Below are 25559 nucleotides of genomic sequence, written 5' to 3' on the forward strand. Positions count from 1 at the left end.
GGACGAGCTCAGGCTCGCGCGGCCTCCGACACGCGACGCGCGGCAGCGAGGGCCTGATCGAGGTCTGCCTTGAGGTCGTCGATGTTCTCGATGCCGACCGAGAGGCGCACGAGGCCGGGGGTGACTCCGGCCGTGAGCTGCTGCTCCGGGGTCAGCTGGGCGTGCGTCGTCGATGCCGGGTGGATCACGAGCGAGCGCACGTCGCCGATGTTGGCGAGGTGGCTGAACAGCGAGAGGCTGTTGACGAACTCGCGCCCCGCCTCGACACCGCCCTTGAGCTCGAACGACAGCACGGCGCCGACGCCCTTGGGGGCGTAGGTGTTCGCCGCGGCGTACCAGGGCGACGACGGCAGGCCGGAGTAGTTCACGCTCGCGACGTCGTCGCGCCCGTCAAGCCACTCCGCGATCTCCTGCGCGTTCTGCACGTGGCGCTCGATGCGCAGCGACAGCGTCTCGATGCCCTGGATGAGGTTCCAGGCGCTCTGCGGCGCGATCGACGATCCGAGGTCGCGGAGCAGCTGCACGCGGGCCTTGATGATGTAGGCGAGCGGGTCGCCGACGGCCGTGGTGTAGCTGGCGCCGTGGTACGAGGGGTCGGGCTCGGTGAGCCCTGGGAACTTCTCGACGTTCTTCGACCACTCGAAGGTGCCGCCGTCGATCACGACGCCGCCGATCGTGGTGCCGTGGCCGCCGAGGAACTTGGTGACGGAGTGCACGACGACGTCGGCGCCGTGCTCGAACGGGCGGATGAGGTACGGCGTCGCGATCGTGTTGTCGACGATCAGCGGCACGCCCGACTCGTGGGCGATGTCGGCCACGGCGCGGATGTCGAGGATGTTGATCTGCGGGTTGCCGATCGTCTCGGCGAAGAACAGCTTGGTGTTGGGCCGCACGGCGCGGCGCCACTCCTCGGGGTCGTCCTGGTTCTCGACGAACGTGACCTCGATGCCGAGCTTGGCCAGCGTGTACTTGAACAGGTTGTAGGTGCCGCCGTAGATCGAGCTCGACGAGACGAAGTGGTCGCCGGCCTGGGCGATGTTCAGGATCGCGAACGTCGAGGCGGCCTGGCCGCTGGACAGCACGAGTGCGCCGGTGCCGCCCTCGAGCGCGGCGAGACGCTGCTCGAGAACGTCCTGCGTCGGGTTCTGGATGCGCGTGTAGATGTTGCCGAATTCTGCGAGCGCGAAGAGGTTCGCGGCGTGGTCGGCGCTGTCGAACACATACGACGTGGTCTGGTAGATCGGCGTCGCGCGTGCCTTGGTGACGGGGTCGGGCGCGGCTCCGGAGTGGATCTGCTTGGTCTCGAAACGCCAGGTCTCGGGTGCGGACATGTTGTTCCCCCTGGAACGGTCGATGGTCGAAGCGGCGGATGCTGCTGCATGCGAGAGTACGGAACTCCGACGGATGCCGACAGTGGCCGGGACATGTGACGTAACACCCGCGGTCACGGGACTGGGAGCGCGATCACCCCTGCGTGAGGAGCGTCCGTGCCCAGCGGCGCGCGACGACGAAGGGCTCGGCGAACGTCGCCATCCCCACCGTCACGATGGCGCCCTCGTAGAGCAGCATCATCGCCTCGGCCGTGCGGCGCGGATCGGGCACGTCCGCCTCGGCGCAGAGATCCGCGAAGAGATCGAGGAGCCAGGCCTTCTGCCGCGACACCTCGGGGAACACCGGATGGTCGTCGGTGCCCTCCCCGATCTCGGCGCGGGCGTTGATCGCGCTGCATCCCTTCGGGCTGTTCTCATCTGACCAGGAGATCGCGGCGTCGAAGACCGCGAGCACGCGATCGGGGCCGGCGTCGGGAACCTGCGCGAGGTGCGCGGCGACGTGCGCGCGCCAGCGGGCGTCTCGATGCTGCAGGTAGGCGACGACCAGCGACTCCTTGGAGCCGAACCGGTCGTACAGCGTCTTCTTCGTCACCCCCGCCGCGTCGGCGATCGTGTCGACCCCGACCGCGTGGATGCCGCGCTCGTAGAAGAGTCGGGATGCCGCGTCCAGCACCCGCCGGCCGCCCGGCGTGAGGGGAGCGAGGGTCGGTACCGGGGCTGTCATGCCCTCGACTATACCAATCTGTATAGTCGAGGGCATGAGTAAACAGATCGGTATACTTCCGCGGATCGTCACGGTGACGGCCGCCGGCGCGTTCGTCGCGAGCTGGAGCTCGGGGTTCGTCATCCCGGCCTTCGCGACGACGGAGGTCTCGCCGCTGACTCTGCTGGTGTGGCGGTTCGTTCCCCTCGCGATCCTGCTCGTGGGACTCGTCGCCATCTCCGGCGCGGGGCGCGGCACGAGCATCCGCGATCTCGGGGTGCAGGCGACGATCGGCCTGTTCGCGCAGTTCGGATACTGCATCGCCGTGTACGGCGCGGTCGCCGCGGGTATCGCGACCGGCACCGTCGCGCTGATCGACGCCGTTCAGCCGCTCGTCGTGGCGGTGCTCGCGGGGCCGGTGCTGGGTCTCCGCGTGCGGGGATCGCAATGGGTCGGTCTCGGCATCGGCGCGATCGGCGTGCTGCTCGTCGTCCGCTCCCAGTTCGGATCCTCGCCCGCTGCCCCCGTGGCGTACGTGCTGCCGGTGCTGGCGATGGTCTGCCTCATCGTCGGCACGCTCCTGCAGCGCAGGCACGCCGTCTCAGGCCCCGTGCTGCTGACTCTGGCCGTGCACGTGTCCGTCGCGGCCGCGCTGTTCCTCGTGATCGCCATGAGCACCGGCACCCTGACGCCCCCGGCCTCGGGATCGTTCTGGATCGCGGTCGCGCTGACGGCCGTGTTCCCGACTCTCGCGGCGTACGGGCTGTACTGGTGGCTGCTGCGACGGATCGGTGTCACCGCGCTCCAGGCGCTCCTGTTCCTCATCGCCCCCGTCACCTCGCTCGCCGGGGCGCTGCTGCTCGACGAACCCCTCACGCTCGAGACCGTCCTCGGCTATCTGCTCTGCGGAGCCGGGGTCGCCGTCGTGCTCGCGGTCGAGAGCTCGGCTCAGCGGGCTGACGCGGCGGTGGGACAGCGCGAGCGCTGAACGGAGGCCGGCGCAACGCCGCGCGCGAACCGCGCTGCGGCACGGAACATCGTACGGTGGAGGCATGGCGAACAGGCGTGCAGTCGTGACCGGTGCGAGCTCGGGGATCGGGGAGGCCACGGTGCGCGCGCTGCGTGCTCGGGGGTGGGACGTCGTCGGCGTCGCGCGACGTGAGCAGCGTCTCGCCGCCCTCGTCGCCGAGACCGGTGCCTCTGCCATCGCATGCGATCTGACCGATCCGGTCGCCGTCGCCGCCCTGGTCGAGGAACTCGACGCCACGGGGCCTGTGCACGCGCTCGTGCAGGTGGCGGGAGGGGCGCGCGGCACCGACCGGGTCGAAGACGGGGTCACCGCCGACTGGCAGTGGATGTATGACGCGAACGTGCTCGCGACGCAGCGGCTCGTGGCCGGACTCCTTCCCCTTCTGCGGCGCGCGGCGGCAACCGACGGCCACGCCGACACCCTGTTCGTAACGTCGACGGCCGCGCAGGTCGCCTACCCGGGCGGTGCGGGCTACAACGCCGCCAAGGCCGCGGAGTCGATGCTGGTGCACGCGCTGCGCCTCGAGCTCAACGGCGAGCCCATCCGCGTCGCCGAGGTCGCGCCCGGTCTCGTGCACACCGAGGAGTTCACGCTCAACCGCCTCGGCGGCGACACGGCCGCTGCCGAAGCCGTCTACTCGGGCGTCGAGGCGCCGTTGCTCGCCGACGACGTCGCCGACGTGATCGCCTACGCGCTCGACGCCCCCGGCCACGTCAACCTCGACCTCATCACCATGCGACCGGTGGCCCAGTCGGCGAACCATCTGCTCGCCCGCGGCCCGCTCCGGGTCCGCCCGGCCGAATGACGATGCCGCCGCGCACCCTCGCCGAGCTCGCCGCCGACGGGTTGATCGACCCCGGGTGGGCCGACGCGCTCGCGCCGGCGCAGGACACGATCTCCGAACTGGGTGATCGGCTCCGTGCCGAGCAGGCCGCCGGTCGCGGATACCTGCCGTCGGGGGAGCACGTGCTCCGTGCGTTCCGGCGTCCGCTCGCCGACGTGAAGGTGCTCATCACCGGGCAGGACCCGTACCCCACGCCGGGGCACGCGATCGGTCTCTCGTTCGCGGTCGACGCCGCCGTGCGGCCGCTGCCGCGGAGTCTCGGCAACATCTACAAGGAGCGACAGAGCGACCTGGGCCTCCCGCCCGCACCCCACGGCGACCTGACCGCGTGGAGCGACCAGGGCGTGCTGCTGCTGAACCGGGTGCTGACCGTGAGCCCCGGGGAGGCCGCGTCGCATCGCGGCTGGGGCTGGGAGAAGGTCACCGAGCTCGCCATCCGCGCTCTCGCGGCGCGCGACGAGCCGCTCGTCGCGATCCTCTGGGGCAAGGATGCCGCGGGGCTGCAGCCCCTGCTCGGGCCCACACCGACGATCGCATCGGCGCATCCGTCTCCGCTGTCGGCGAGCCGGGGTTTCTTCGGCTCTCGCCCGTTCTCGCGGGCGAACGCGCTGCTCGAGGGGCTCGGGTCCGAGCCCGTCGACTGGCGGGTCGCGGGTGAGCGCGTCACGGACGGTTGACCGAGCGGCATGGCGGCGGCGCGCCCTAAGCTGAGCGCATGCAGTTCGAACCCGGGGATCGTCGTCGCGTGCTGCCGCGCCATCTGCGTCCGCAGGAGGCACCCGATGTGTTCTCGTACTCGATACGACCGGTGCGTCCGGGGGACCTCCCGCACGTGCGCGAGATCTACAACCATTTCGTGAGCAACTCCGTCGTCACGCTCGACGAGCGGCGCAGCAGCATCCCGTACTGGCGCGACAAGTTCGCGATGCTCTCGCGTCTCGGCCTGCCGTTCCTGGTCGCGGTGTCGCCGTCCGGCGCGGTGCTCGGCTATGCCCTGGCGCAGCCGTGGGCAGGGAAGAACGCTTACCGCTACACGGTGGAGGACTCGATCTACCTCGGCCCCGGCGCCGGCGGCAAAGGGCTGGGCAGCGTGCTGCTGCAGGCGCTCATCGATGCCTGTGAACAGCTCGGCATCCGCGAGATGGTCGCCGTCATCAGCGATACGAAGGCCGACGCGTCGATCCGACTGCATGCCCGCCTCGGCTTCGTCGAGGCGGGCCGCATGGGCCGGGTCGGGCACAAGTTCGGTCGCGACCTCGGCACGGTCTACATGCGCAAGGCGCTGCGTCCGAGCCGGCGTCGCCGGTTCTTCGGCGCCGGGCGCTGACGCGGTTCACGCGTCGGACACCGGCCGCCCCGGTACGTCGGGGATGACGGGAATGGCGGCCAGCAGCGCCCTGGTGTAGTCCTCGGTCGGCCGCTGCAGCACCTCGGAGGTATGCCCGCGCTCGACGATGCGGCCGTCCTTCATGACGACGACCGTGTCGCACAGGTGCTGAACGACTCCGAGGTCGTGGGAGACGAGCAACAGCGTGAGGGCGGTGGTGCGGCGCAGCTCGATCAGCAGTTCGAGGATCTGCGCCCGCACGGTCACATCCAGGGCCGACAGCGGTTCGTCGCCCACGAGGATCCGCGGACGATGCACGATCGCCCTGGCCAGAGCGATGCGCTGCCGCTGACCGCCCGAGAACTCGTGCGGATAGCGGTCGGCCATCGCGGGATCGAGACCGACCTGGATCAGCACCTCGCGCACGCGCGCGCGACGGTCGCCGTCGATGTCGAGAGCCCACAGCGGCTCCGCGATGATGCGCCCCGCGGTCATGCGGGGATCGAGTGAGGCGTAGGGGTCCTGGAACACCAGACCGGTCTCGCGTCGCAACCAGTGCAGCGAGCGCGCCGATGCCGCGGCGTCGACCTGTCGACCGTCGATCGCGACGGTGCCGTCGGTCGGTCGGTCGAGGCCGAGGAGCAGTCGTACGAGCGTCGACTTGCCCGAACCCGACTCGCCGATGATGCCGAGCGCCGACCCCTCGGCGACGTCCAGATCGGTGGGGTGCAGTGCGAGCTGGCGTCGCGTGCGCTCGAACGCCGCACGCTTGGGCACGACGAACTCGCGGCTCAGTCCGCGCGCCTCGATCAGGCTCATGCCGACTCCCCGTCCGGTCGCCACAGCGTCGCGGTCGCGTCGCGGAGCAGGCCCTGCGTGATCGGCGATGTCGGCGCGGTGAGCAGTGTGCTCACCGGGGCGGCCTCGACGACGCGTCCGTGCTCCAGTACGACCCCGTGCGTCGCGACCTGTGCGAGCACGGCGAGGTCGTGGGTGATGAACACGAGCGACATGCCGTGCTGGTCGACGAGTGAGAGGAGCAGGTCGAGGATCTCGGCCTGGATCGTGACGTCGAGGGCGGTGGTGGGCTCGTCGGCGATCAGGAGCTGCGGTCGGCAGGCGAGGGCCATCGCGATCGCGACGCGTTGACGCTGGCCACCCGACAGCTGATGCGGGTAGCGGTCGACGATCGACGCCGGGTCGGGCAGTCGCACGCGCGCGGCCTCCTCGATCGCACGCTGCCGGGCCGCCCGACGGTCGATCCGTTCGTGGATGCGCACGGACTCGGCGATCTGACGCCCCACCGTGCGGATCGGATTGAGCGCCGTGCGGGGCTCCTGGAAGACGATGCCGATCTCGTCGCCGCGCAGGCGCGCGAGCTCGCGATCCGGCATCCCGATCAGCTCGGTGCCGCGCCAGCGGATGCTCCCGCTCGCGACGGCGCCTTCGGGCAACAGGCCGAGGATCGCGAGGGCGGTGAGCGACTTCCCCGAGCCGGACTCGCCGATGAGTCCCAGGCGCGCGCCGTCGGGGACCTCGAACGAGATGCCGTCGACGACGCGTCGCCCGTCGATCTCGATCACGAGACCGTCGACGATCAGACTCATGCGACCACCGCCGGGGTGTGGGTCTCGGCGGCGCGGTGCCGCAGAGTCGGGTCGGTCGCCTCGCGCAGACCGTCGCCGAGGAGGTTGAGCGCCAGCACCGTGATCGTGATGGCGAGTCCCGGCCAGATGACAGAGAGCGGATGCACGCCGATGTACCGCTGCAGATCGGCCAGCAGGAGTCCCCAGCTCGGATCGACGACCGAGGCGCCGAATCCGAGGTACGACAAGCCCGCCTCGGCCAGCACAGCCACCGCCATCGACCACGACAGCTGCACGATGAACACGGGCGCGACGTTGGGCAGGAGGTGACGGGTCAGGTTCTGGGTCGTCGTGAGGCCGGATGCCCGGGCGGCGAGCACGAAGTCGCTCTGCTGCACCCGTCGCAGCTCCGGCCGCGTCACGCGTGCGATGTTGACGCCGAACCCGATGCCGACCGCCCAGATCACGACCCAGAGCGAGCCCCCCCAGACCGAGGAGATCATCATCGCGATGAGGAGCACGGGGAATGCGATGAGAATGTCGACGAGCACGGCCACGGTCTCACGGAGCCACCGGGCGGTGAGTGCGCCGAGCGCCGCGAGGGCGATTCCGACGATCGTCGCCACGATCCCGGCGCCGATGCTGACGAAGACGGTGGTGCGCGCGCCGGCCATGAGCAGGCTGAGGATGTCACGGCCGGTGTCGTCGGTGCCGAGCAGGTGCGGCCAACCGGGCACGGCCCACCGGGAGGCGATGTCGCTGTTCTGCGGATCGAACGGTGTCCAGAACAGAGAGACGAGAGCGGTGACCGCGATCACGGCGACGACGAGGAGTCCGAAGCGACCGGTCGCACCGCTCCACAGGCGTGTGAGCCAGACGGGCATCAGGCCTCCCCCTGCCGCGGGTCGATGGCCCGATGGATCAGGTCGACGGCGAAGCCGATCACGAGCACGAAGCCCGTGAGGACCAGCAGCTCGCTCTGGACCTTGATGAGGTCGCGGGTGCCGACATCGGTCACGAGCATCCGTCCGATACCGGGCAGGGTGAACAGCTGCTCGATCACGACCGAGCCGACGATGATGCCGGCGACCTGGAGACCGAGCACCGTGACGATCGACAGTCCGACGGCCGGGATGCCGTGCGAGATCAGCGCACGCGTGCGGGTGAGGCCCTTGGCGGCGGCGGTGCGCACGAAGTCCTGCCCCGCGGCCTGGAGCGTCGCGCTGCGCACGAAGCGCATGAGCATCGCGCCCTCCACGACGCCGATCGTGAGCGCGGGGAGCAGCAGCGACTCGATCGCCGCGCCCGGGGTGCTCCACCCCGTGCGCGGGAAGCCCTGCGGCGGGAGCCAACCCAGCCAGACCGAGAAGACGACGATGAGCATCATCCCCGCCCACACCACGGGCACCGCGGCGAGTGCCTGGGCGCCGACGCTCAGCGCGGTGCCTCCGACGCGGCCCCGACGAAGAGCCGCGAGGATGCCGAAGGGCACGGCGATCAGCAGCGCGATCAGCAACGACATGATGCCGAGCGGGACGGTGACCTGCGCCTTCTGCGCCAGTTCGTCGCCGACCGAGGCCCCGGACAGCAGCGACGTGCCGAGGTCGCCCCGGAGGATCCCTCCGATCCATTCCGCGTACTGCTGGGGGAGCGGTCGGTTGAGTCCGAGCGATTCGCGCAGCGCCTCGACCTCGGCGGGTGACGCCTGGGTGCCGGCGATCAGTTGCGCGACGTCGCCCGGGAACACCCGCAAAGTGAGGAAGATCAGCACGCTCGACACGAGGAGCCCTGCGATGAGCAGGGCTCCTCGGACGAGCGTGTAGCGGATCACGACGGGTGCGCCGCGATCACTGCTCGGCGGCGACGGTCACGCCGGCCAGATCGATGCGGGAGTTGATCGAGTCCTGCGGGAACCCGCTCACGAGCGGACTCACCGCGGTGATCGTCGCGCCGTTGTACAGCCAGTCGGCCGCGTGATCCTCCGACACGAGATGGGCGGCTTCGGCGAGGAGCTTCGCGGACTCGTCGGGGTCGACCTCGGCCAGAGCCTTCGTGTAGAGGTCCTGCACCTCGGCGTTGTCGTAGCCGAAGTAGTAGTCGGGGTTCGCGAAGTTGCCGAAGTCACGCGGCTCGACGTGCAGCACGAAGCTCAGGTCGTAGTCGTGGTTCGTGTACACGTCCTCGAGCCAGGTCGGGAACTCCACCGAGTCCACGTCGAGCGTGACGCCGACCTTGTTGAAGTCGGAGATCAGCACCTTCGGCACAGTGGTGCCGTAGAAGCTCGGGATCGTGAGGGTGAGCTCGAGGTCTTCCTGACCTGCTTCCGCGAGGAGCTCCTTGGCCTTCTCGGGGTCGTACGAGATCACGTCCGACAGGTCTTCGTATCCCGGATCGAGCTCGGGGATCGGACCGTAGAGCGTGGACCCGGCGCCGACCGCCTCGACCAGCGACTCGTGGTCGATCGCCAGGCGGAGCGCCTCGCGCACGCGCACGTCGTCGAGCGGGGCTTTGGCGTTGTTGAACGCGAGCGTCGCCTTGTCGGTCGTGCGTCCCGTCGTGAGCGTGAAGTCGCCGGAGTCCTCGAGCTGAGGGGCGAGGTTCGGATCGACCGCGGTGAGCACCTGGACCCCACCGTCGAGCGCCGTGTTCACTCCGGCCGTGAAGTCGGGGATGTACTGGAACTCGACCTCGGCGACGCCGGCGGGCTCGCCCCAGTAGGCGTCGTTGCGCGCGAAGGTGATCGAGCTGCCCTTGCTCCAGCGGGTCAGGGTGAAGGGACCCGTGCCGTTCTCGGCGGTCTTGAGGTCGGTCGTGTCACCGGTCTGGAACACGAGGCCGGCGGGACCTGTGAGCGCGAACAGGAAGTTCTGGTTCGGCTCGGTGAGCACGATCTGCACGGTCGTCGCGTCGGGGGCCGTGATCGAGGCGACCGCGGCGAACTCGGCGTTGCCCTGCAGCGTCGCGTCCGTGCGCACGGCCTCGTACGAGGACACGACGTCGGCGGAGGTGAGCGCGGCGCCGCTGTGGAACACGATGCCGTCGTTCAGCGTGAACGTGTACGTCAGGCCGTCACCGGACACCTCGTAGTCGGAGGCGAGTCGCGGCACGATCTCGTTGTCCTCCGTGCGGCTCACGAGACCCTCGTAGATGTTGTCGATGAGGATCTGCTCGAGCGCGGCGCCGCTGGTGTGCCGGATGTCGAGGTTGGTGGGCTCGAGCACCAGGCCGACCTGCAGCGTCGCATTCGGGTCGGGGTCGCCGACGGGCGCGGTGGTCTCGGGCTGGGAGGCGCCGGAGCAGGCGCTGAGGACGATCGCGCTCGCGGCGATCGCGGAGATGACTGCGAGTCGCCTGATACGTCGGGACATGGGTGGTTTCCTCTCGGTGCGGCAGGTGCTGTGTGCCGGTGGAACGAGCCTAGGGATGAGCGGGAGGGGGAGGGCCGGTGATGGAACGGAAGGTCACAAACCCTGCGAGGAGCGAGCCGCGGAGATGATCTCGGCGAGGGCGCCGGGTGCCGTCTCCTGGACGTTGTGCGTGGCATCGAGTGCGAGGACGCGAGCATCGGGGAGCCGGCGCGCGAACTCCTCGGCATCCGCGGCCGAGACGAAGCCGTGCACGGCACGGATCAGCGTGACGGGCGCGGCCGTGCGTGCGAGATCGTCCCACCCCGATGCGCTGAGGATCGACGGCGAGGCGGCATCGCCGGGGGCGTGCGCCGCGAGCGCCTGGGCGGCGAGATGGGCGAAGTGGTGCTTCCACTCGACCCGGCCGTCGGCGCGGACGCGCGTGTTGTGGAAGACCCCGCGCTCGGTGTCGGCACGCGCGCCGCCGAACCCGAATGCGATCGCACGGTCGACCAGCTCGTCGCGGCTCGCGAAGTCCGTGGGCCCGGCGTAGAACTCCCGCAGCGCCGCGGGGCCGGCTGACGTGTCGATCCCCGGAGTGATGTCGACCACGAGGAGCTCGGCGACCAGGTCGGGGCGCGATGCCGCGAGCGCCGCGCCGGTCAGGCCTCCGAGCGACTGGCCGACCACGATCTGCGGCGCGTCCGTCCAGGCGTCGAGCGCCGTCGCGACGTCGGACGCCAGGGTGCGCGGAGAGTAGTCGAGGTCGCTCCGCCAGGAGGAGTCCCCGTGGCCTGCGAGATCGAAGACGAGGGCGGAGTCGCCGAGGGCGAGGACAGTGGTGTCCCAGGTGTGCGCGTTGAGCCCTGCGCCGTGCAGGAGGGTGATCCGCGGAGGCTCCGTGCCGAAACGGAGAGCACTGATCGTGCGGCCGTCGGCGAGAGCGAGGGAGAGCCGCTCGACGGGCGGCACGGAAACGCCGTACGCCTCGGCCTGCGCGGGAAGATAGCTGAACTCGGTGATGTCGGTCGCCACCTGCATATTCTCCACTGCGGCAGACCCCGTCGAGAAATACGAGAGCAGTACGACAAGTCGTTCGTCATTCAGGCAGTGCATAGTGCTGTCGATTCGTCGATGAAGGTGTGCTTCATGCATTCCGCGCGCAGGCGGAGTCGTGCCGCTCCGTCGACATCGACGCGCAATATCATGGAGCCATGAGCGAGACGCGAGTGCACCTCTCCAAGACCGAGCCGACCGCCTACCAGGCGCTCGACGCGTTCGCGAGGACCGTCGGGCAGATCTGCGCGGCGAACGGCATCGACGATCGGCTCAAGGAACTCGTCATGATCCACTCGTCGCAGCTGAACGGATGCGCGTACTGCACGCGTGTGCACGTCGACCGTGCGGTCGCCGCCGGGATCGACGCCGACACGATGATGCAGATCGCCTCCTGGCGCGAGAGCGACGTGTTCAGCGAACGGGAGCAGGCGGCGCTCGAGCTCGCCGAGGCGTTCACGTTCATCTCGGAGGACGGGATCTCCGATGACCTGTACAACCGCGTCGGCGCTGTCTTCACCGAGAAGGAGTACGCGGCGTTGAGCTGGGCGTGCGTCTCGATCAACGCCTTCAACCGCGTCGTGATCGCGGGGCGGTACCCCGTGCCGCCGCGCACGCCGCAGGCGCAGGCATGACGATCCTCGAGATCGACGGCGTCACGAATGTGCGGGACGTCGGGGGGATGCCCGCCGTCGGAGGCCGCATCCGTTCCGGCGTGCTGCTGCGCTCCGGTCAGCTGTCGGGGGCGACCACGGCCGGCGCCGACGCGCTGCGGCATCGCGTCGCGCACATCGTCGACCTTCGCGACGGCGAGGAGGTCGCTGCCGAGCCCAGCGGGATCGAAGGCCCCACCACCACGCATCTGCCGCTGTTCCTGGGTTCCGTCCGCTCGTTCTTCGAGAGCGACACGAGCCTCCACGACCTGTACCTGCACCTGCTGGAGGAGAGCGGGGAGCGGATCGTCGCGGCGATCCGGGTGATCGCCGCGGGGGAGCCGACGCTGGTGCACTGCACCGTCGGCAAGGATCGCACGGGCGTGACGGTGGCACTCGCGCTCGCCGCGGTCGACGCGGACCGCGAGTCGATCATCGCCGACTATGCGCTCACCGAGTCGCAGCTGCCGCCCGAGCGATCGCGTCGCATCGCCGCGTACCTGACGGCGCAGCATCCCGAGGCCGTGCATGCCGTGGCGCTCGCCACGCAGTCGCCCGCCCCGGTCATGCGCGGGCTGCTCGACGCCGTCGACGAACGATGGGGCTCGGCGCGGGAGTATCTCCGCGCCCAGGGGATGACGGATGCCGAGCTCGAGGCGCTGCACGACGCGCTCGTCGAGTCGGTTATGACGGAATAGTGCGACCAAGGTTAGGCAACCCTTCGCGTGGTGTAGCATGGACTCATCATGAGCATCACCGTCGAGACCCGTAGCACGCGCGCCGAGCGCCGTGCCGCGCGTCGCGCTGCGCACCACCTCGTGACCGCCGACGAGAACTCGCTCGCCGAGCTCGAGGCCTTCCTCGCGACGCTGCCGCTCTGCGCCTCCGGACGCATCTTCATCGAGGTCGCCGAGACGAGCGACATCGGAGTGATCGACGCCCCGGGCCGCATGACGGTCACGTGGCTCGCGCGCGATCGTCGCTCGGGCATGCCGGGGACAGGGCGCGCATGTGCTCCGGGTCAGGCTCTCGCCCGCGCGACCTGCGCGTGGGCCGACGAGATGCTGTGCGACGAGGAGTTCGAGACGCACGTCACGCTGCTCGGCGGCTACCTCGGCACGGCCGACATCATCGAGCACCTCACGGGCGACCTCGAGATCGCGCCGACGCGCATCCACGCTCCCGAGCGCTTCGGGCTGCTTCCGATCGAGCGCTGAGCGCTCTCTTCGGCTAGCGCTGCGATCTCGGCGCACCTCGGCGGACGTAGTTGCCGTCTTCGAGTCCGGCCTCGATCTCGAAGCGGTTCCGTAGCGGATCTCGTCCTGCGAGCGCGTAGAGCACTGGCATCAGGAACCCATAGCGCAGCCACTGCGCCTTGTGCACCGCCTCGTGCCGCAGCACGGCATCGGTCGGCCGCGCGTCGCCGGTCAGGAAGCATCCGCCGACGCACACGCCACCGCGATTGAAGGTCCAGTTCGGCATGCCGCGGAACACCCACAGGCCTGAGCGACGCTCGATCGGGCCGGTGCTCCACAGCGATCCCCACACCCAGCCGACGGCGGTGCCCCACCAGTAGCCGATGCGGCTGATCGGGGATCGCAGCAGGACAGACGGGATGCGCCGATCGATGCGTCGCCCGCGGGCGAGCGCCTCCTCGGCGGCGGGACGCCAGTCGGTGCTCACGCCACGGCCCCGACCAGTCGGAGAAGTGCGCCGAGGTCGTCGACGGCGTCGGCTGGGGAGCGCGGAGCGAACCCCGCGATCGTGGCTCCCGCCAGAGGTACGCGCTCGCGGAGCGCACGGATCGCAGCGCCGAGCGTTGCGGGTGCCGCTCCGAAGGGCACGGCCGCGGAGACACCTGAGAGATCCGCGGGATCGAGCACGTCGACGTCGATGTGCACCCAGACGCGGCTCGCCCCGGTGGCCTGCACGGCATCGGCGAGGGCGTCGACGCGGTCGAGGTCGTCGACCGACAGCTGCGAGAGACCCGCGAGCACGGGCGCCTCCGCATCGTCGACGGTGCGCATGCCGACCGTGACCACCCGATCGCGGGGGATGCCGGGGGACAGCGCCACCTGCGGCTCGCCCTCGCCGAGCACGGCACGGAGCGCCATTCCGGAGAACGCCCCGGACGGCGAGGTCTCGGGGGTGTGGAGGTCGCCGTGCGCATCGCACCACACGACGGCGAGATCGTCGGTACCGCCCGGGAGGGCTGCGAGAGCCGCGACCGTGACGCTGCAGTCGCCGCCGATCACGACCGTGTCGGCGGTCATGCTCTCGGCCACGAGTTCACGTGTGCGGCGGAGCGCGCTGAGCCTGCGCACGCCGGTGCCGAGTGATTCACCGGCCTCCACGGGCACCTCGAGCACGGTGGTCGCCGCACGGGGAAGATCGCCGGCGATCGCGGATGCGCCGTCGACGAGGAGCATCGCGCGCGCGGCGGGGGAGCCCTGCCACTGCGGGACGACGAGAAAACGCACCATCGGTGCCTCCCGGAGGAAGTGCGGATGCCCCGGACGTGAGTCCGGGGCATCCGCGGGGTGTGTCAGGAGCCTTCGATGGCCTGGCGCGACGCGGTCGAGCCCCCGGCCTTGAGCTCGGCCAGCCGTGCCTCGACCTCGGTGAGCTCGCCGAGGTCCTCGAGGCTCTCGAACTGGGCGTCGAGGCTCGATGCGGCCAGCTCGGCCTTGCCCTGGGCCAGCGCCTCCTGGCGACGGACCTTGTCTTCGAAACGACCGAGCTCGCTGGTCGGGTCGAGCACGTTGATCGACGAGACCGCGTCCTGCACCTTGGTCTGCGCCTCCGCCACCTTGGCGCGGGCGAGCAGCTCGCTGCGCTTGTTCTTGAGCTCGCCGAGCTTGTCCTTCATGCCGTTGAGGCCGGACTTGAGCTTGTCGACGATCTCGGTCTGCGACGCGATCTGCGGCTCGGCACCCGTCGCCTCGCGCTCGGCGCTGATCTGGCGCTGGAGAGCGATCTTGGCGAGGCTGTCGAACTTGTCGGCGTCGGCGGCGTTGCCGCTGGTGCGCATCTCGTCGGCCTTGCGGCTGGCGGCGAGCGCCTTGTTGCCCCACTCGGTGGCCGCCTGGACGTCCTCTTCGTGGTCGCGCTCGAGCAGGCGCAGGTTGCCGATGGTCTCGGCGATCGCCGACTCGGCGTCGGCGATGCTGTTGGTGTAGTCGCGGACGAGCTGGTCGATCATCTTCTGCGGGTCCTCCGCAGAGTCCAGGAGCGAGTTGATGTTCGCGCGGACGAGGGTCGAGATGCGTCCGAAGATGGACTGCTTGGTCATGAGTGTTCCTTTCGAAGGGGCGTGGTCATGGTCTGTGGGTGGACGTGTAGGAGAGTCAGAAGCGTCGACCTCCCGAGCGGCCGCTGCGGCCGCTGGAGCGACTGCCGCCTCCGCCGCCGAACCCGGAGCTGCGGAACCCGCCGCCCCCGCTCGAGCGCCAGCTGCTGCTTCGTCGTGTGGAGCCGCCGCCTCCGCCGCCGGACAGGAGGCCGCCGATGATGCCTCCGAGGATGTCTCCGCCGAGGCCGGAACCGCCGCCCGAGGAGCCGCCGCCGAAGATGCCGCCCCCTCCCCAGCCGTCGTCGTAGCGGTTCGGGTTCATGGCCGACACGTCGGCCTGCGCCGATGACGTCGCCTGGCGCGCGAGGTCGAGCGCCCGCCCGGCCTCGGTGAGCGCGGCCTCGGCGTTCGATGAGCGCAGGTCCAACGCCTGTGTCAGCGTGGACTGGGCCTGGGAGAGCCGGGTGCGTGCGGTCGACCCGACCGTGCCTCGGCGGGTCTCGATGTACTCGCGCGCCGCGCGGATCTCGGACTCCGCCTGAGCGAGCGTCTGGTCGAGCATGTGCGCCGTGCGACGGGTGCGTTCGACGGCCTCGGTGCCCTGGGCGATGGCCGCGTCGATCTGGGTATTCGCCGCCGTGAGGGCGTCGAGCACGCGTTGCGGGCTCCGCGCTGTGCCCGACAGCTCCGCCTGCGCGGCCTGGAGCTGTGCCGCGGTGGCGGAGACGATGCCGCCGATCGTCCCCGAGGCGTCGGGGATCCCCTGAGCGGTCGCGATGTCGCCCTGGAGCTCGGCCACGAGGGCCTGCGCCTGCGACTCGATGCCGCCGAGCTCGGAGCCGAGGTCGGTGATCGCCTTCACGAGCTGCGCGGACTGGGCCACGGACTGCTCGGCGGTGCGGATCGCGAAGGCGGCCTCGCCGGTGCGCCCCGCCGTGATGGCCTGCGCGGCTCCGGCGATCGAGCGATCCGCGAGGGCTGCGCGCTCGGCGGCCTGCGCGGGGTTGTCGGCGACCGTGACCAGTGCGCTCCGATCGTAGGTGCCCGCAAGGCCGGCGAGGGCGGCGGACGCGTCGGCCAGAACGGGATCGAGGGCCGCACGCTCGGCGCGGACGCGGTCGAGCTCCTGCGGCGCGTTCTGCTCGAGCTTGCGGAGCGCGTCGAAGGCCTCGGTGTTGGCGTCGAGGACGTCGTCGATCTCGTCGCACAGTCGGATGATGCGGATATGCCAGTCCCGACGATCGTGGACCGTGTCCTCGATCTCGTCGTCGAGCTTCTGCTTGAGGTCGAACGCCTCCGACATCTTGGCCTTGGCTGTCTCGACCGCGCCGCTGAACTCCGACGTCGCCTCCTCGCCGAACTGCGCGACCGCGAATCCGAGCTCCTCACGGCTCGACGTGATCGCGTCGTCGGCCTGAACGAGGGCGGCACCCGCCTGGGTCTGCACCTGCTCGTCCGTCAGCGTCGAGAAGGGGTCGTTCGGATCGGGCCTCTCGGGCATCGCGCCGCGGGCACGCACCGCCGCCTTGCGCCGAGAGCGCACGATCAGCGCGATCACGAGCCACACGAGGAGACCGGCCACGATGACGCCGACCACGATGAGCGTGGCGCGCAGCGCGCCCGCCCCGCCGTCGCCCTGCATCTCGTCGGCGGCGAGGATGACCGCGCCGCTCCAATCGCTGTCGCGCATCTGGGGGAGGATCGAGTCTTCGATGTCGTCGAGCTTCGCGTCGCTCAGCGGGCCGTCGGCGGCCGCGGAGATGTAGTAGCTGCGCCCGTCGACCGCCACCGCGAGGAGGTACTGCTCCGAGCCGAGGTTGTTCGCCTCCGCCACGGCATCGGCCCAGCCGGCGCTGTCGCTCGGAGAGGTGAAGTCGTCGACGAACACGACGAACAGCTCGATGGATACCGCATCGCTCAGGGTGTCGAGTCTGTCTTCGACCGCCTGCTTCTCCGTCGGGTTGAGCACGCCGGCGTCATCGGTCACGTACCCCGGATCGAGCGTGATCGGATCGGTCGCGTAGGCCGCCGGGGCGACGAGCGCCCCGAGCAGCGCGGCGGTCGCCAGCGCAGCCGCTCCGAGCAACCGTGTCTTCATAGCGTTCCCTCCGACCGGCAGCCGAGCCCCATGGCACGAGTCTATGCACTGAGTCCGACACGCGACAGCCTCCGGCGGGTGTTGTCCGTTCGCCGTCAGCGGAGACACATACGCTGGAGGGCATGGACGACAGGTACGGATCTGATGTGCTCGCGACCGGGTGGCGGCAGCGCGGCGTGAAGCCGGTGCCCGAGGTCGCGGCCGAGGTCGACCTCGTCGTCGAGGTCGCGTCCGACGGGTATGTGGGCGCGGTCACCCGGGTGCAGGGCGGGAACGTCGAGCTCGAGGACCGGGTCGGGCGGAAGCGCCTGTTCCCGCTCGGCGGCGGATTCATGATCGACGGCGCCGCCGTGCGCCTCACCCCGCCCGCCCCGAAGGAGCAGCGCGCGAAGCGCACGGCATCCGGGTCCTTCGCCGTGGGGGACCAGCGGGCGCGTGTGGCGCTGCCCAGCCGCATCCTGGTAGAGGGGCGGCACGACGCCGAGCTCGTCGAGAAGGTGTGGGGCGCCGACCTGCGCGTCGAGGGCGTCGTCGTGGAGTACCTGCAGGGCGTGGATCTGCTCGACGACCTCCTCGCGGAGGAGCCGCCGAGCGCCACCCGCCGCTACGGCGTGCTCGTCGACCACCTGGTCGCCGGCTCCAAGGAGTCGCGGATCGCGGATGCCGTCGCACGCGGACCCTACGGACGCCACGTCAAGATCGTCGGGCACCCGTTCGTCGACGTGTGGCAGTGCGTGACTCCTCGTGCCCTCGGCATCGCGAAGTGGCCCGAGATCCCGAGGGGGACCGACTGGAAGACCGGGATCTGCCGGGCGTTCGGCTGGCCGCACGAGACGCAGGCCGACACGGCTCGCGCATGGCAGCACATCCTGTCGAAGGTGCACACGTACCGCGACCTCGAGCCGACGCTTCTCGGCCGCGTCGAGGAGCTCATCGACTTCGTCACCGCTCCCGCATCCTGAAGGCGGTCGGGCGCCGACTACCCTGGAGTCATGCCCGAACCCCGTACCTTCCGTGACGAACCGGTGTCCTTCGTGCGCCGCAGCGGACGGATGTCCGACGCGCAGGAGCGCGCCTTCGAGGAGCTCGGACCGCACTATCTGCTCGACGTCCCGCGCGACGTCGCGTGGACGTCCGTGCACCCCGAGGCCCGTCTCGATCCCGCGGCGGAGTACGGCCGCGACGCCGACCTCTACGTCGAGATCGGCTCCGGTCAGGGGCACGCGATCGTCTCGGCCGCCGCGTCGCGTCCCGACGACGACTTCCTCGCGGTCGAGGTCTTCCGCGCCGGACTCGCGCGCACCATGCTCGACGCGGATCGCGAGGATGCGCGCAACCTCCGCGTCGTCGAGGCGAATGCTCCGGAGGTGCTCTCCTCGTACCTTCCCGAGGGCGCCGCCGCCGAGGTCTGGATCTTCTTCTCCGACCCATGGCACAAGAAGAAGCACACCAAGCGTCGTCTCATCCGGCCCGGTTTCGGCGTGACGGCCGCGCGAGCGCTGCGCGACGGCGGCCTGCTCCGCCTCGCGACCGACTGGGAGGACTACGCGCTGCAGATGCGAGAGGTCTTCGACGCCGAACCCGACTTCGAGCGGGCGTTCGAGGGCGAATGGGCGGCGCGCTTCGACGGGCGCGTCATGACGGCGTTCGAACGCAAGGGCATCGCGAAGGGCCGGGACATCCGCGATCTGGTCTACCGCCGGAAGCCCCGCGCGTGACGACCGTCCGCGCCGAGACGACCGTATGGCCGGGGCTCGCCCCGGCGGTGCTCGTGTGCCTCGCGGCGCCGGCCTTCTTCGTGCTCGAGATCCCGTGGCTGGGGTGGACGCTGCTGGCCCTCGGCACCCTGTCGGCGTGGCTCGTGGAGCGGAACCGCCCGCGCGTGCCCGACGCGGTCGTGAGCATGGGCTCGCGGCGAGAGACGGCGCGCGTGATCGGCGTCTCCCGGCAGCCCTCGCTCACCCGGGACCTGTCGCTCATCGCGCTCGGGATGCTCGTCGTGAGCGTCATCCCGCTCGCGGCCGAGCTCGACAACCTCGCGATGCTCCGCTTCACGCTGGCGCTCGGCGGTGCCGTGGCCGTGCCGTACCTCGTGTCGCGCTTCATCTACCGCGACAGGGCGATCAGCTTCCCGTGGCGTACCGGCGAGCGGTGGGGGCGGCTGCAGTGGGGCTGGCTCGTGGCGGTGCTGGTTCTCGGCTGGCTGATCCTGCCGTTCTACTTCATCACCAGCGGCGTCTACCAGAACTGGCCCGTGGTCGACACCCCCGACCTCATCGCACGGCTGTTCGTGGGCGTCGGCGCGGTCGGCATCTGGGACGAGCTGTTCTTCATCTGCACGGTCTTCGCGCTGCTGCGCCGTCACTTCCCCGACGCGCTCGCGAACGCGCTGCAGGCGATCGTGTTCGTGTCGTTCCTGTGGGAGCTCGGCTACCGCGAGTGGGGCCCCGTGCTCACGATCCCGTTCGCGCTGCTGCAGGGGTTCATCTTCCTGCGCACGCACTCGCTCGCCTACGTCGTCACGGTGCACCTGCTGTTCGACGCCGTGGTCTTCGCGGTGCTCGTGCACGCGCACAATCCCGGACTCCTGCCGATCTTCCTGGTCTGAGGCGTCCGCGTCCGACAGTCCGGCGGCGATACGATCGAGCCATGCTCATCACAGGCCTCGTCCTCGCGGCGGCTGCCGCCGCCTTCCACGTCTTCATCTTCGCCCTCGAGTCGCTCAAGTGGACCGAGCCCGAGACGCGCAAGATCTTCGGCGTCGCGAGCGAGGCGGACGCCATCACGATGAAGCAGCTCGCGTTCAATCAGGGGTTCTACAATCTCTTCCTCGCCCTGACCACTCTGCTCGGCATCGGTCTCACGATCGTCGGTGCGCCGACGGTCGGACTGACGCTGGTGTTCGCGGGCACCGGGATGATGGTGGCCGCGGCCCTGGTGCTCGTGCTGTCCGACCGCACGAAGCTCCGTGCGGCGGCGATGCAGGGCACGCTGCCGCTGCTCGCCGTGATCGCGACGGCGGTCGGCGTCTCCCTGGGCTGAACGCCGCCCGAATCCGAGGCAGAGGGGTGACATCCCCGTCGCGACAGGTCACACTCGTGGCATGGCCGACTGGGTGCTGCACGTGGACATGGATCAGTTCATCGCGGCGGTCGAGGTGCTCCGACGGCCCGAGCTCGCGGGGCTGCCGGTGATCGTGGGCGGGCGCGGTGATCCGACCGAGCGGGCGGTGGTGTCGACGGCATCGTACGAGGCCCGGGCGTTCGGGATCGGGTCGGGGATGCCGCTGAAGATCGCCGCGCGCAAGGCGCCGGATGACGCGGTCTTCCTCCCGGTCGACCACGAGGCCTACGAGTCGGCCTCGGCAGAGGTCATGTCCGCACTCAGAGCGGTGCCGGGAGTCGTCGTGGAGATCATCGGGTGGGACGAGTGCTTCCTCGGTGTCGCGACGGAGGATCCGGAGCAGGTCGCCGCCGACGCGCAGTCCGCCGTGCTCGAGGCCACGGGGCTGTACTGCTCGGTCGGCATCGGCGACAACAAGGTGCGCGCGAAGATCGCCACCGAGTTCGGCAAGCCGCGGGGGATGTTCCGGCTCACGGCCGAGAACTGGTTCGCGGTGATGGGGGAGAAGCCCACACGCGACCTCTGGGGAGTCGGTCCCAAGGTGCAGAAGCGTCTCGCCGGCCTCGGCGTCGAGACCGTGCAGGAGCTCGCGGACGCGGATCGAGAGTCTCTGGTCGCCGTTCGGCCCGCGCATGGGCGTCTGGTACCGAGATCTCGGTGCGGGCAACGGCCCTGCGACGGTCGACGACAGCCCATGGGTCGCCCGCAGCCACAGCAGGGAGACGACGTTCCAGCAGAACCTCACCACGCCTGACGAGGTCGACGCGGCGCTTCGCGAACTGGCGGGCCACGCCTTCGACGATTGTGCGGCAGAGGGGAGGCCCGTCGTGCGGGTGCACCTCAAGGTGCGGTACGCGCCTTTCGAGACCAAGACGTTCGGGCGCAAGCTCGCTGAGCCCACCATGACCCGTGACGACGTGATCACCGCCGCCGTCGCGCTCGGTCGCACGCTGGATGCCGACCGCGAGGTGCGGTTGCTCGGAGTGCGCGCGGAGATGACCATGCCCGACGGCGGCGACGCGGCCGAACGGACCCCGGTGCGCGGGCGCATCTGACGCCATGCCCCCGCGGGGAGGAGACGATGTCCCTGCTCGCGTCGGCGAGCGCGCAGGGACACCGCCGCACGATCAGAACCTCAGCAGCACCTTGCCGACGCGTCCGGCGGTGTCGCTCGCCCGCACCGCATCGGCGATCTCAGCGGCGTCGAACACGGCGGAGACGGGGAGCGTGAGGGTGCCGTCGGTCATCCGCTGGATCAGCTCTCCGAACAGGGCGCCACGTGTCGCGGCATCGAGCGAGGGGATCACCTTGCTGCCCCAGAAACCCTTCACGACGGCCTGCTTGAAGATCACGTCGGAGGAGGCGATCTCCATGACCGGCGACTGCATCGCGCCGAAGGCGACGAGCGTGCCGCCCTCGCCGAGCAGCGACAGGACGTCGCCCGCCGACGAGCCGCCCACCGAGTCCACCCCGTAGGCGATATCCGCGCCGCCCGTGATCTCGGCGACGCGGTCGCGCCAGTCCTCGGCATCCGTCGCCACGACCTTCTCGATGCCCTGCGCGCGCAACTCGTCCACACCCGCCGCGCGGCGGACGAGTCCGAGGACGTTCACGCCGCGCGCGGATCCGAGTTGTGCGAGCATGCGTCCCACGGCGCCGTTCGCGGCGTTCTGCACGATCCAGTCGCCCTCTTTCGCACCGAGGAACTCCAGCAGCGTGATCGTGCTGAACGGCATCGACACGAGCTGCGACGCGGTCTCGTCGTCGATCGCGTCCGGCACGGGGATGAGACCGGCGGCGTTCGCGACGACGTACTCGGCCCACGCGCCGAAGGTGCCGCCCGTGGCGACGCGCTGTCCGATGCTCAGGTGCTCGACGCCCTCGCCGAGCGCGTCGACGACACCCAGCGCCTCGGTGCCGGAGGCCGCGGGGAGGTCGGGCACGAAGCCGTACGTGCCGCGCACGGTCCAGAGGTCGTGGTTGTGGATCGGCGACAGGACGATCCGCAGGCGGACCTGGCCGGGGCCGGGCTCGGGCGTCGGGCGCTCCTCGACGGCGAGGACGTCTTCGGGGGCGCCGAAGGACTGATGGATGAGTGCGCGCATGATGTTCTCCTCGGAGATGGTTGCAGTGACGGATGTGGTCGTGCGGAGAGCGGATCGAGGGTCAGTCGTCCGCGACCGTGATCGTGACCTCGATGTTGCCGCGGGTGGCGTTCGAGTACGGGCAGACCTGATGTGCGGCGTCGGCGAGTGCCTGGGCTTCGTCGTGCGCGAGTCCGGGGATCACGACCTCGAGCTCGACGGCGAGTCCGAAGCCGCCCTGGCCGTTCGATCCGATGTGCACGCGGGAGCCGACGGAGGTGTCGGCGATCGCGACCTTCTGCGTGCGGGCGACCGCCTGCAGCGCCGAGTGGAAGCAGGCGGCGTACCCGGCGGCGAAGAGCTGCTCGGGGTTCGCGCCGTCGCCGCTGCCGCCCATCGCCTTCGGGATGGCCAGGTCGAACGCGAGACCGCCGTCGGCGGTGACGGCGCGGCCGTCGCGGCCTGCTCCGGTGGCGAGGGCTTCGGCGGTGTAGAGAGCATCCATCGTGGGATTCCTTCCGGTTGGCGGTCAGCGACCGCGGTGGCCTGTGGAGAGGTCGCCGGAGGCGGCGACCTCGTGCAGCAGAGCGGTGAGCCCTCGCAGCTCGGAGATGAGACGACGACGGTCCTCGTCGTCGGCTTTACCGGCGAGCTCGGCGACCCTGGCATGCACGGGAGCGACCTCGGCGCGGAGCGCGACGCCCGCGTCGGAGAGCTGCACGATCACCACGCGTTCGTCGCCGGCGCGGCGGGTGCGGGTGACGTAGCCGGCCTGCTCGAGTCGGCGCACGAGGGGGGAGAGAGTGCCGGAGTCGAGCTGCATGGCGTCGCCGAGTGCGCCGACGCTCTGCTCGCCCTCATTCCAGAGGATCGCGAGCACGAGGTACTGCGGATACGTGAGTCCCCAGGGTGCCAGGAGCGAGCGGTACGCCTGCGTCGTCGCGCGGGCGGCGGAGTAGAGCGAGAAGCACACCATCTCATCGGTCACGGCCATGAGAAAGATTGTGCACAATCTAGTTGTGCGTGACCTGAACGCCTGGGGGAGCGTCCTTCAGCGGCGCAGACGCGCGCGGGTCTTCGAGACGCTCGACAGCGTGGCGCGCACGGGCGTGCCGAGGTACAGGCCCAGCGACGCTCCGGACGCGAGACCGATGCCGATCACCGCGGCGTCGATCAGCGAGCCGCCGGCGCCGACGACCCCGCTCGTCGTACCGCCGGCATGCACCATCTCCAGGAGCCCCTGGAACACGGCGACTCCCGGAACCAGCGGGACGATCGCCGCCGTGGTCACCGCGACCGACGGCACGTGCAGGTTGTGCGCGATCAGCACGCCCACGAAGCTCGCGAGCAGCGCGCCCACCGCGCTCGCCGCCGCGGGGTGCAGGTTCACGGCGGTCGCGCCCGTGTATCCCGCGATCGTGATGGCGCTGAGCAGTGCGCTCACCAGGATGATCCGGAGCCCGGCGCCGTTGAACACCGCGACCGCGACCGCGATGATGATCGCCCCCGCGAACACCCCGAGCAGGGGGCCGAAGGGGGCGGGGTCGTCGGGGAGGTCCATCGTGAACCCCAGCAGCCCGCCGAGTTCCAGTCCGACGAGGATGCCGATCACGACGCCGAGCGTCTGCATCGTCAGGTCGAGGATGCGGCCGCCCGCCGTCAGGGCGAAGCCGTCGATCGCATCCTGCGCCGCGCCGACCACCGTGAGTCCGGCGAGCATCAGGACGATTCCCGAGGCCACGATGATCGACGGTCGGATGCCGACGAACGGCTCGATACCCGCGGAGCCCAGCGCCGACACCGCGACCGCGACGACCGTCGTGACGAACCCTCCCGCGATCTGGCTGAAGAAGAGCGGCACCCGGATGCGCGCGAGCCCGGCCTGGGTGAGTGCGGCGGCGAGTGCGGCGAGGAACGTCAGGCCCACGATCACGGGCGATGCGCCCAGCAGGATGCTCACCCCGACGGCGAGCAGCGCCCGCGCGACGATCACGACCGGCTGCTGGTAGCGGAACGGCAACCGTCGGATGGCGCGGAACGCGGTGCGCGCCGACTCCAGATCGAGGCCCCCGTCGATGTCGGCGACGAGCGCCTGCACCCGCTGCAGCTTGGCGTGGTCCGGAGCGGCCACGCGCACGACGCGAACGAGCGTCTCCGGCCACACCTCTCCGCTCAGGTGGAACGAGACCGTGATCGAGTTGTAGGTGACGTCGACCTGGACGCCGCGCAGACCGTAGGCCTCGCACACGCGGATGATCGCGAGCGTGACCTCGTGCGCCGAGGCGCCGACGCCGAACATGGCCTCGCCGATCCTCGTCGCGAGGTCGAGGACGCGCGGGACGGTGCGTTCGTCGATCACCGGCAGCATCTCGGTGTGCGCGACGCTCGAAGGATCGGTGTGCAGGATGCGTCGCATCGAGGCGAGCAGTCGCCGGCGCGAGTTCGGGGACATGCGTCCATTGTCCCGCGCACGAGGCTCGGCGCAGGCGACGCGCGGGTGCGTCGGGAATCCCGACGCCTCCGACGGCCGGGGCCGCTCGTGGTGTAATCGTTCAATGCTGTTCGCTCATGACAACATGCCGGGAGCGCACCTGGCGGCCGCGCTGGTGAACGCCGCGGCGTCGGGCATAGCGCGTCCGGCGATGGAGGAACTGCTCGGGGAGCACGGCATCCGGCGCCCGCAGCTCACCGGCGACCAGGCCGAACTCCTCGGTGACTGGTCGACGCGCCTGCGCACGGTGTTCGCTGCGGAGGACCAGGACGCGCGCACCGTCGCGGTGAACGCTCTGCTGACCGTCGGCACGACCGGCGTCTACCTCACCACCCATGACGGGCGTCGTCCGCATCTGCACTTCACTCCGGAGGACGACGACATCGTCGGACGGGTGCGTGCCGTCACCGCGGGCGGCCTCGCGATCTTCACGGTCGAGTCCGAAGGCGAGCGCCTCGGCACCTGCGCGCGTACCGGGTGCCGTGCGGTCTTCGTCGACACGAGCAGGAACGGACGACGACGCTACTGCTCGGCGCGCTGCGGCAACTACGACGCCGTGCACCGGCATCGCTCTCGGGTGTGACGCGACGCGGG

At 70.3% G+C, this 25559-nt stretch carries 28 protein-coding genes and 1 pseudogene; 13 read left to right on the forward strand and 16 right to left on the reverse strand.

Features of this window, described 5'->3' with window-relative positions; all coding sequences use genetic code 11:
• Window positions 1-8 precede the first annotated feature (8 nt).
• Entirely contained in the window at window positions 9-1331 is a 1323-nt protein-coding gene (locus ACIPYT_RS10810) for a bifunctional o-acetylhomoserine/o-acetylserine sulfhydrylase (protein ID WP_401073567.1), read from the reverse strand.
• 133 nt (window positions 1332-1464) lie between these two features.
• The gene (locus ACIPYT_RS10815; protein ID WP_401073570.1) at window positions 1465-2055 is read right to left on the reverse strand and encodes a TetR/AcrR family transcriptional regulator; all 591 of its coding nucleotides are present in this window, start codon (window positions 2053-2055) and stop codon (window positions 1465-1467) included.
• A gap of 34 nt (window positions 2056-2089) precedes the next feature.
• On the opposite strand from ACIPYT_RS10815, the gene ACIPYT_RS10820 reads away from it, so the two are divergent.
• The 4 genes from ACIPYT_RS10820 (at window position 2090) to ACIPYT_RS10835 (ending at window position 5235) form a co-directional block, all read left to right on the forward strand.
• Window positions 2090-3022, forward strand: coding sequence for a DMT family transporter (locus tag ACIPYT_RS10820; protein WP_401073573.1), 933 nt, complete (start codon window positions 2090-2092; stop codon window positions 3020-3022).
• 64 nt (window positions 3023-3086) lie between these two features.
• The gene (locus ACIPYT_RS10825) at window positions 3087-3869 is read left to right on the forward strand and encodes an SDR family oxidoreductase (RefSeq protein ID WP_401073576.1); all 783 of its coding nucleotides are present in this window, start codon (window positions 3087-3089) and stop codon (window positions 3867-3869) included.
• Window positions 3870-3871: 2 nt separating this feature from the next.
• Window positions 3872-4585 carry a uracil-DNA glycosylase gene (locus ACIPYT_RS10830; protein ID WP_401073579.1) on the forward strand — a complete coding sequence of 238 codons (714 nt, stop codon included), beginning with the start codon at window positions 3872-3874 and terminating at the stop codon, window positions 4583-4585.
• Window positions 4586-4623: 38 nt separating this feature from the next.
• The gene (locus tag ACIPYT_RS10835) at window positions 4624-5235 is read left to right on the forward strand and encodes a GNAT family N-acetyltransferase (protein ID WP_401073582.1); all 612 of its coding nucleotides are present in this window, start codon (window positions 4624-4626) and stop codon (window positions 5233-5235) included.
• Between the two features lie 6 nt (window positions 5236-5241).
• Here the strand turns inward: ACIPYT_RS10835 and ACIPYT_RS10840 are convergent, their stop codons facing one another.
• The 6 genes from ACIPYT_RS10840 to ACIPYT_RS10865 form a co-directional block, all read right to left on the reverse strand.
• Window positions 5242-6054: an ABC transporter ATP-binding protein gene (locus ACIPYT_RS10840; RefSeq protein ID WP_401073585.1), complete on the reverse strand. Its 813-nt coding sequence runs from the start codon at window positions 6052-6054 to the stop codon at window positions 5242-5244.
• Window positions 6051-6842, reverse strand: a complete 792-nt coding sequence (locus ACIPYT_RS10845) for an ABC transporter ATP-binding protein (RefSeq protein WP_401073587.1) — start codon at window positions 6840-6842, stop codon at window positions 6051-6053. Before ACIPYT_RS10845 ends, ACIPYT_RS10840 begins: the two co-directional genes overlap by 4 nt.
• Complete coding sequence (locus ACIPYT_RS10850; protein WP_401073590.1) at window positions 6839-7705, reverse strand: ABC transporter permease; 867 nt, start codon at window positions 7703-7705, stop codon at window positions 6839-6841. The genes ACIPYT_RS10845 and ACIPYT_RS10850 overlap by 4 nt, the downstream gene beginning before the upstream one ends.
• Entirely contained in the window at window positions 7705-8652 is a 948-nt protein-coding gene (locus tag ACIPYT_RS10855) for an ABC transporter permease (protein WP_401073593.1), read from the reverse strand. The genes ACIPYT_RS10850 and ACIPYT_RS10855 overlap by 1 nt, the downstream gene beginning before the upstream one ends.
• Before the next feature lie 16 nt (window positions 8653-8668).
• Complete coding sequence (locus ACIPYT_RS10860) at window positions 8669-10189, reverse strand: ABC transporter substrate-binding protein (RefSeq protein ID WP_401073596.1); 1521 nt, start codon at window positions 10187-10189, stop codon at window positions 8669-8671.
• Between the two features lie 93 nt (window positions 10190-10282).
• Window positions 10283-11209, reverse strand: a complete 927-nt coding sequence (locus ACIPYT_RS10865) for an alpha/beta fold hydrolase (RefSeq protein ID WP_401073599.1) — start codon at window positions 11207-11209, stop codon at window positions 10283-10285.
• Window positions 11210-11382: 173 nt separating this feature from the next.
• Here ACIPYT_RS10865 and ACIPYT_RS10870 point away from each other — a divergent pair, with 173 nt between their 5' ends.
• From ACIPYT_RS10870 to ACIPYT_RS10880, 3 genes are read left to right on the forward strand one after another with little or no spacing between them, the layout of a single operon-like run.
• Complete coding sequence (locus ACIPYT_RS10870; RefSeq protein WP_401073602.1) at window positions 11383-11859, forward strand: carboxymuconolactone decarboxylase family protein; 477 nt, start codon at window positions 11383-11385, stop codon at window positions 11857-11859.
• Window positions 11856-12575, forward strand: coding sequence for a tyrosine-protein phosphatase (locus ACIPYT_RS10875; RefSeq protein WP_401073605.1), 720 nt, complete (start codon window positions 11856-11858; stop codon window positions 12573-12575). The genes ACIPYT_RS10870 and ACIPYT_RS10875 overlap by 4 nt, the downstream gene beginning before the upstream one ends.
• A 48-nt stretch (window positions 12576-12623) precedes the next feature.
• Complete coding sequence (locus ACIPYT_RS10880) at window positions 12624-13094, forward strand: SIP domain-containing protein (protein ID WP_401073608.1); 471 nt, start codon at window positions 12624-12626, stop codon at window positions 13092-13094.
• Between the two features lie 13 nt (window positions 13095-13107).
• Here ACIPYT_RS10880 and ACIPYT_RS10885 read toward each other — a convergent pair whose 3' ends face one another.
• The 4 genes from ACIPYT_RS10885 to ACIPYT_RS10900 form a co-directional block, all read right to left on the reverse strand.
• Window positions 13108-13560: a Fe-S oxidoreductase gene (locus ACIPYT_RS10885; protein ID WP_401073611.1), complete on the reverse strand. Its 453-nt coding sequence runs from the start codon at window positions 13558-13560 to the stop codon at window positions 13108-13110.
• A complete protein-coding gene (locus ACIPYT_RS10890; RefSeq protein ID WP_401073614.1) occupies window positions 13557-14360 on the reverse strand; it encodes an arginase family protein in 804 nt (267 codons plus the stop codon). Before ACIPYT_RS10890 ends, ACIPYT_RS10885 begins: the two co-directional genes overlap by 4 nt.
• A 62-nt stretch (window positions 14361-14422) precedes the next feature.
• Window positions 14423-15169, reverse strand: a complete 747-nt coding sequence (locus ACIPYT_RS10895) for a PspA/IM30 family protein (RefSeq protein WP_401073616.1) — start codon at window positions 15167-15169, stop codon at window positions 14423-14425.
• Between the two features lie 55 nt (window positions 15170-15224).
• The gene (locus ACIPYT_RS10900) at window positions 15225-17267 is read right to left on the reverse strand and encodes a TPM domain-containing protein (RefSeq protein WP_401073618.1); all 2043 of its coding nucleotides are present in this window, start codon (window positions 17265-17267) and stop codon (window positions 15225-15227) included.
• A 122-nt stretch (window positions 17268-17389) separates the two neighbouring features.
• Here ACIPYT_RS10900 and ACIPYT_RS10905 point away from each other — a divergent pair, with 122 nt between their 5' ends.
• The 5 genes and pseudogenes from ACIPYT_RS10905 to ACIPYT_RS10925 all read left to right on the forward strand — a co-directional run bounded on the left by ACIPYT_RS10905 (window position 17390) and on the right by ACIPYT_RS10925 (window position 21445).
• Entirely contained in the window at window positions 17390-18229 is an 840-nt protein-coding gene (locus tag ACIPYT_RS10905) for a DUF3097 domain-containing protein (protein WP_401073620.1), read from the forward strand.
• A 30-nt stretch (window positions 18230-18259) separates the two neighbouring features.
• Complete coding sequence (trmB, locus tag ACIPYT_RS10910; RefSeq protein WP_401073623.1) at window positions 18260-18985, forward strand: tRNA (guanosine(46)-N7)-methyltransferase TrmB; 726 nt, start codon at window positions 18260-18262, stop codon at window positions 18983-18985.
• Window positions 18982-19875, forward strand: a complete 894-nt coding sequence (locus ACIPYT_RS10915; protein ID WP_401073627.1) for a CPBP family intramembrane glutamic endopeptidase — start codon at window positions 18982-18984, stop codon at window positions 19873-19875. The genes trmB and ACIPYT_RS10915 overlap by 4 nt, the downstream gene beginning before the upstream one ends.
• Before the next feature lie 41 nt (window positions 19876-19916).
• Window positions 19917-20309: a DUF1304 domain-containing protein gene (locus ACIPYT_RS10920; protein ID WP_401073630.1), complete on the forward strand. Its 393-nt coding sequence runs from the start codon at window positions 19917-19919 to the stop codon at window positions 20307-20309.
• 61 nt (window positions 20310-20370) lie between these two features.
• A pseudogene (locus ACIPYT_RS10925) lies at window positions 20371-21445 on the forward strand (DNA polymerase IV).
• A gap of 72 nt (window positions 21446-21517) precedes the next feature.
• On the opposite strand, the gene ACIPYT_RS10930 reads toward ACIPYT_RS10925, so the two are convergent.
• From ACIPYT_RS10930 to ACIPYT_RS10945, 4 genes are all read right to left on the reverse strand, one after another.
• Window positions 21518-22495, reverse strand: coding sequence for a zinc-binding dehydrogenase (locus tag ACIPYT_RS10930; RefSeq protein WP_401073633.1), 978 nt, complete (start codon window positions 22493-22495; stop codon window positions 21518-21520).
• Window positions 22496-22556: 61 nt separating this feature from the next.
• Window positions 22557-22979: an organic hydroperoxide resistance protein gene (locus ACIPYT_RS10935; RefSeq protein ID WP_401073636.1), complete on the reverse strand. Its 423-nt coding sequence runs from the start codon at window positions 22977-22979 to the stop codon at window positions 22557-22559.
• 24 nt (window positions 22980-23003) lie between these two features.
• Entirely contained in the window at window positions 23004-23468 is a 465-nt protein-coding gene (locus tag ACIPYT_RS10940; RefSeq protein WP_401073639.1) for a MarR family winged helix-turn-helix transcriptional regulator, read from the reverse strand.
• 57 nt (window positions 23469-23525) lie between these two features.
• Window positions 23526-24926 carry a threonine/serine exporter ThrE family protein gene (locus ACIPYT_RS10945; protein WP_401073642.1) on the reverse strand — a complete coding sequence of 467 codons (1401 nt, stop codon included), beginning with the start codon at window positions 24924-24926 and terminating at the stop codon, window positions 23526-23528.
• Window positions 24927-25029: 103 nt separating this feature from the next.
• Between ACIPYT_RS10945 and ACIPYT_RS10950 the strand changes: the two genes are divergently transcribed.
• Entirely contained in the window at window positions 25030-25548 is a 519-nt protein-coding gene (locus tag ACIPYT_RS10950) for a CGNR zinc finger domain-containing protein (RefSeq protein WP_401073645.1), read from the forward strand.
• The last annotated feature ends 11 nt before the right edge of the window (window positions 25549-25559 follow it).

It is taken from the genome of Microbacterium sp. NPDC089695 (assembly GCF_044749085.1).
Lineage (GTDB): Bacteria > Actinomycetota > Actinomycetes > Actinomycetales > Microbacteriaceae > Microbacterium.

What these genes read in the sequence shown, in the direction of transcription:
- ACIPYT_RS10810 (WP_401073567.1), bottom strand. Translation starts at nt 1,331, where the DNA reads ATGTCCGCACCCGAGACCTGGCGTTTCGAGACCAAGCAGATCCACTCC.
- ACIPYT_RS10815 (WP_401073570.1), bottom strand. Translation starts at nt 2,055, where the DNA reads ATGACAGCCCCGGTACCGACCCTCGCTCCCCTCACGCCGGGCGGCCGG.
- ACIPYT_RS10820 (WP_401073573.1), top strand. Translation starts at nt 2,090, where the DNA reads ATGAGTAAACAGATCGGTATACTTCCGCGGATCGTCACGGTGACGGCC.
- ACIPYT_RS10825 (WP_401073576.1), top strand. Translation starts at nt 3,087, where the DNA reads ATGGCGAACAGGCGTGCAGTCGTGACCGGTGCGAGCTCGGGGATCGGG.
- ACIPYT_RS10830 (WP_401073579.1), top strand. Translation starts at nt 3,872, where the DNA reads ATGCCGCCGCGCACCCTCGCCGAGCTCGCCGCCGACGGGTTGATCGAC.
- ACIPYT_RS10835 (WP_401073582.1), top strand. Translation starts at nt 4,624, where the DNA reads ATGCAGTTCGAACCCGGGGATCGTCGTCGCGTGCTGCCGCGCCATCTG.
- ACIPYT_RS10840 (WP_401073585.1), bottom strand. Translation starts at nt 6,054, where the DNA reads ATGAGCCTGATCGAGGCGCGCGGACTGAGCCGCGAGTTCGTCGTGCCC.
- ACIPYT_RS10845 (WP_401073587.1), bottom strand. Translation starts at nt 6,842, where the DNA reads ATGAGTCTGATCGTCGACGGTCTCGTGATCGAGATCGACGGGCGACGC.
- ACIPYT_RS10850 (WP_401073590.1), bottom strand. Translation starts at nt 7,705, where the DNA reads ATGCCCGTCTGGCTCACACGCCTGTGGAGCGGTGCGACCGGTCGCTTC.
- ACIPYT_RS10860 (WP_401073596.1), bottom strand. Translation starts at nt 10,189, where the DNA reads ATGTCCCGACGTATCAGGCGACTCGCAGTCATCTCCGCGATCGCCGCG.
- ACIPYT_RS10865 (WP_401073599.1), bottom strand. Translation starts at nt 11,209, where the DNA reads ATGCAGGTGGCGACCGACATCACCGAGTTCAGCTATCTTCCCGCGCAG.
- ACIPYT_RS10870 (WP_401073602.1), top strand. Translation starts at nt 11,383, where the DNA reads ATGAGCGAGACGCGAGTGCACCTCTCCAAGACCGAGCCGACCGCCTAC.
- ACIPYT_RS10875 (WP_401073605.1), top strand. Translation starts at nt 11,856, where the DNA reads ATGACGATCCTCGAGATCGACGGCGTCACGAATGTGCGGGACGTCGGG.
- ACIPYT_RS10880 (WP_401073608.1), top strand. Translation starts at nt 12,624, where the DNA reads ATGAGCATCACCGTCGAGACCCGTAGCACGCGCGCCGAGCGCCGTGCC.
- ACIPYT_RS10890 (WP_401073614.1), bottom strand. Translation starts at nt 14,360, where the DNA reads ATGGTGCGTTTTCTCGTCGTCCCGCAGTGGCAGGGCTCCCCCGCCGCG.
- ACIPYT_RS10895 (WP_401073616.1), bottom strand. Translation starts at nt 15,169, where the DNA reads ATGACCAAGCAGTCCATCTTCGGACGCATCTCGACCCTCGTCCGCGCG.
- ACIPYT_RS10900 (WP_401073618.1), bottom strand. Translation starts at nt 17,267, where the DNA reads ATGAAGACACGGTTGCTCGGAGCGGCTGCGCTGGCGACCGCCGCGCTG.
- ACIPYT_RS10905 (WP_401073620.1), top strand. Translation starts at nt 17,390, where the DNA reads ATGGACGACAGGTACGGATCTGATGTGCTCGCGACCGGGTGGCGGCAG.
- trmB (WP_401073623.1), top strand. Translation starts at nt 18,260, where the DNA reads ATGCCCGAACCCCGTACCTTCCGTGACGAACCGGTGTCCTTCGTGCGC.
- ACIPYT_RS10920 (WP_401073630.1), top strand. Translation starts at nt 19,917, where the DNA reads ATGCTCATCACAGGCCTCGTCCTCGCGGCGGCTGCCGCCGCCTTCCAC.
- ACIPYT_RS10930 (WP_401073633.1), bottom strand. Translation starts at nt 22,495, where the DNA reads ATGCGCGCACTCATCCATCAGTCCTTCGGCGCCCCCGAAGACGTCCTC.
- ACIPYT_RS10935 (WP_401073636.1), bottom strand. Translation starts at nt 22,979, where the DNA reads ATGGATGCTCTCTACACCGCCGAAGCCCTCGCCACCGGAGCAGGCCGC.
- ACIPYT_RS10940 (WP_401073639.1), bottom strand. Translation starts at nt 23,468, where the DNA reads ATGGCCGTGACCGATGAGATGGTGTGCTTCTCGCTCTACTCCGCCGCC.
- ACIPYT_RS10945 (WP_401073642.1), bottom strand. Translation starts at nt 24,926, where the DNA reads ATGTCCCCGAACTCGCGCCGGCGACTGCTCGCCTCGATGCGACGCATC.
- ACIPYT_RS10950 (WP_401073645.1), top strand. Translation starts at nt 25,030, where the DNA reads ATGCTGTTCGCTCATGACAACATGCCGGGAGCGCACCTGGCGGCCGCG.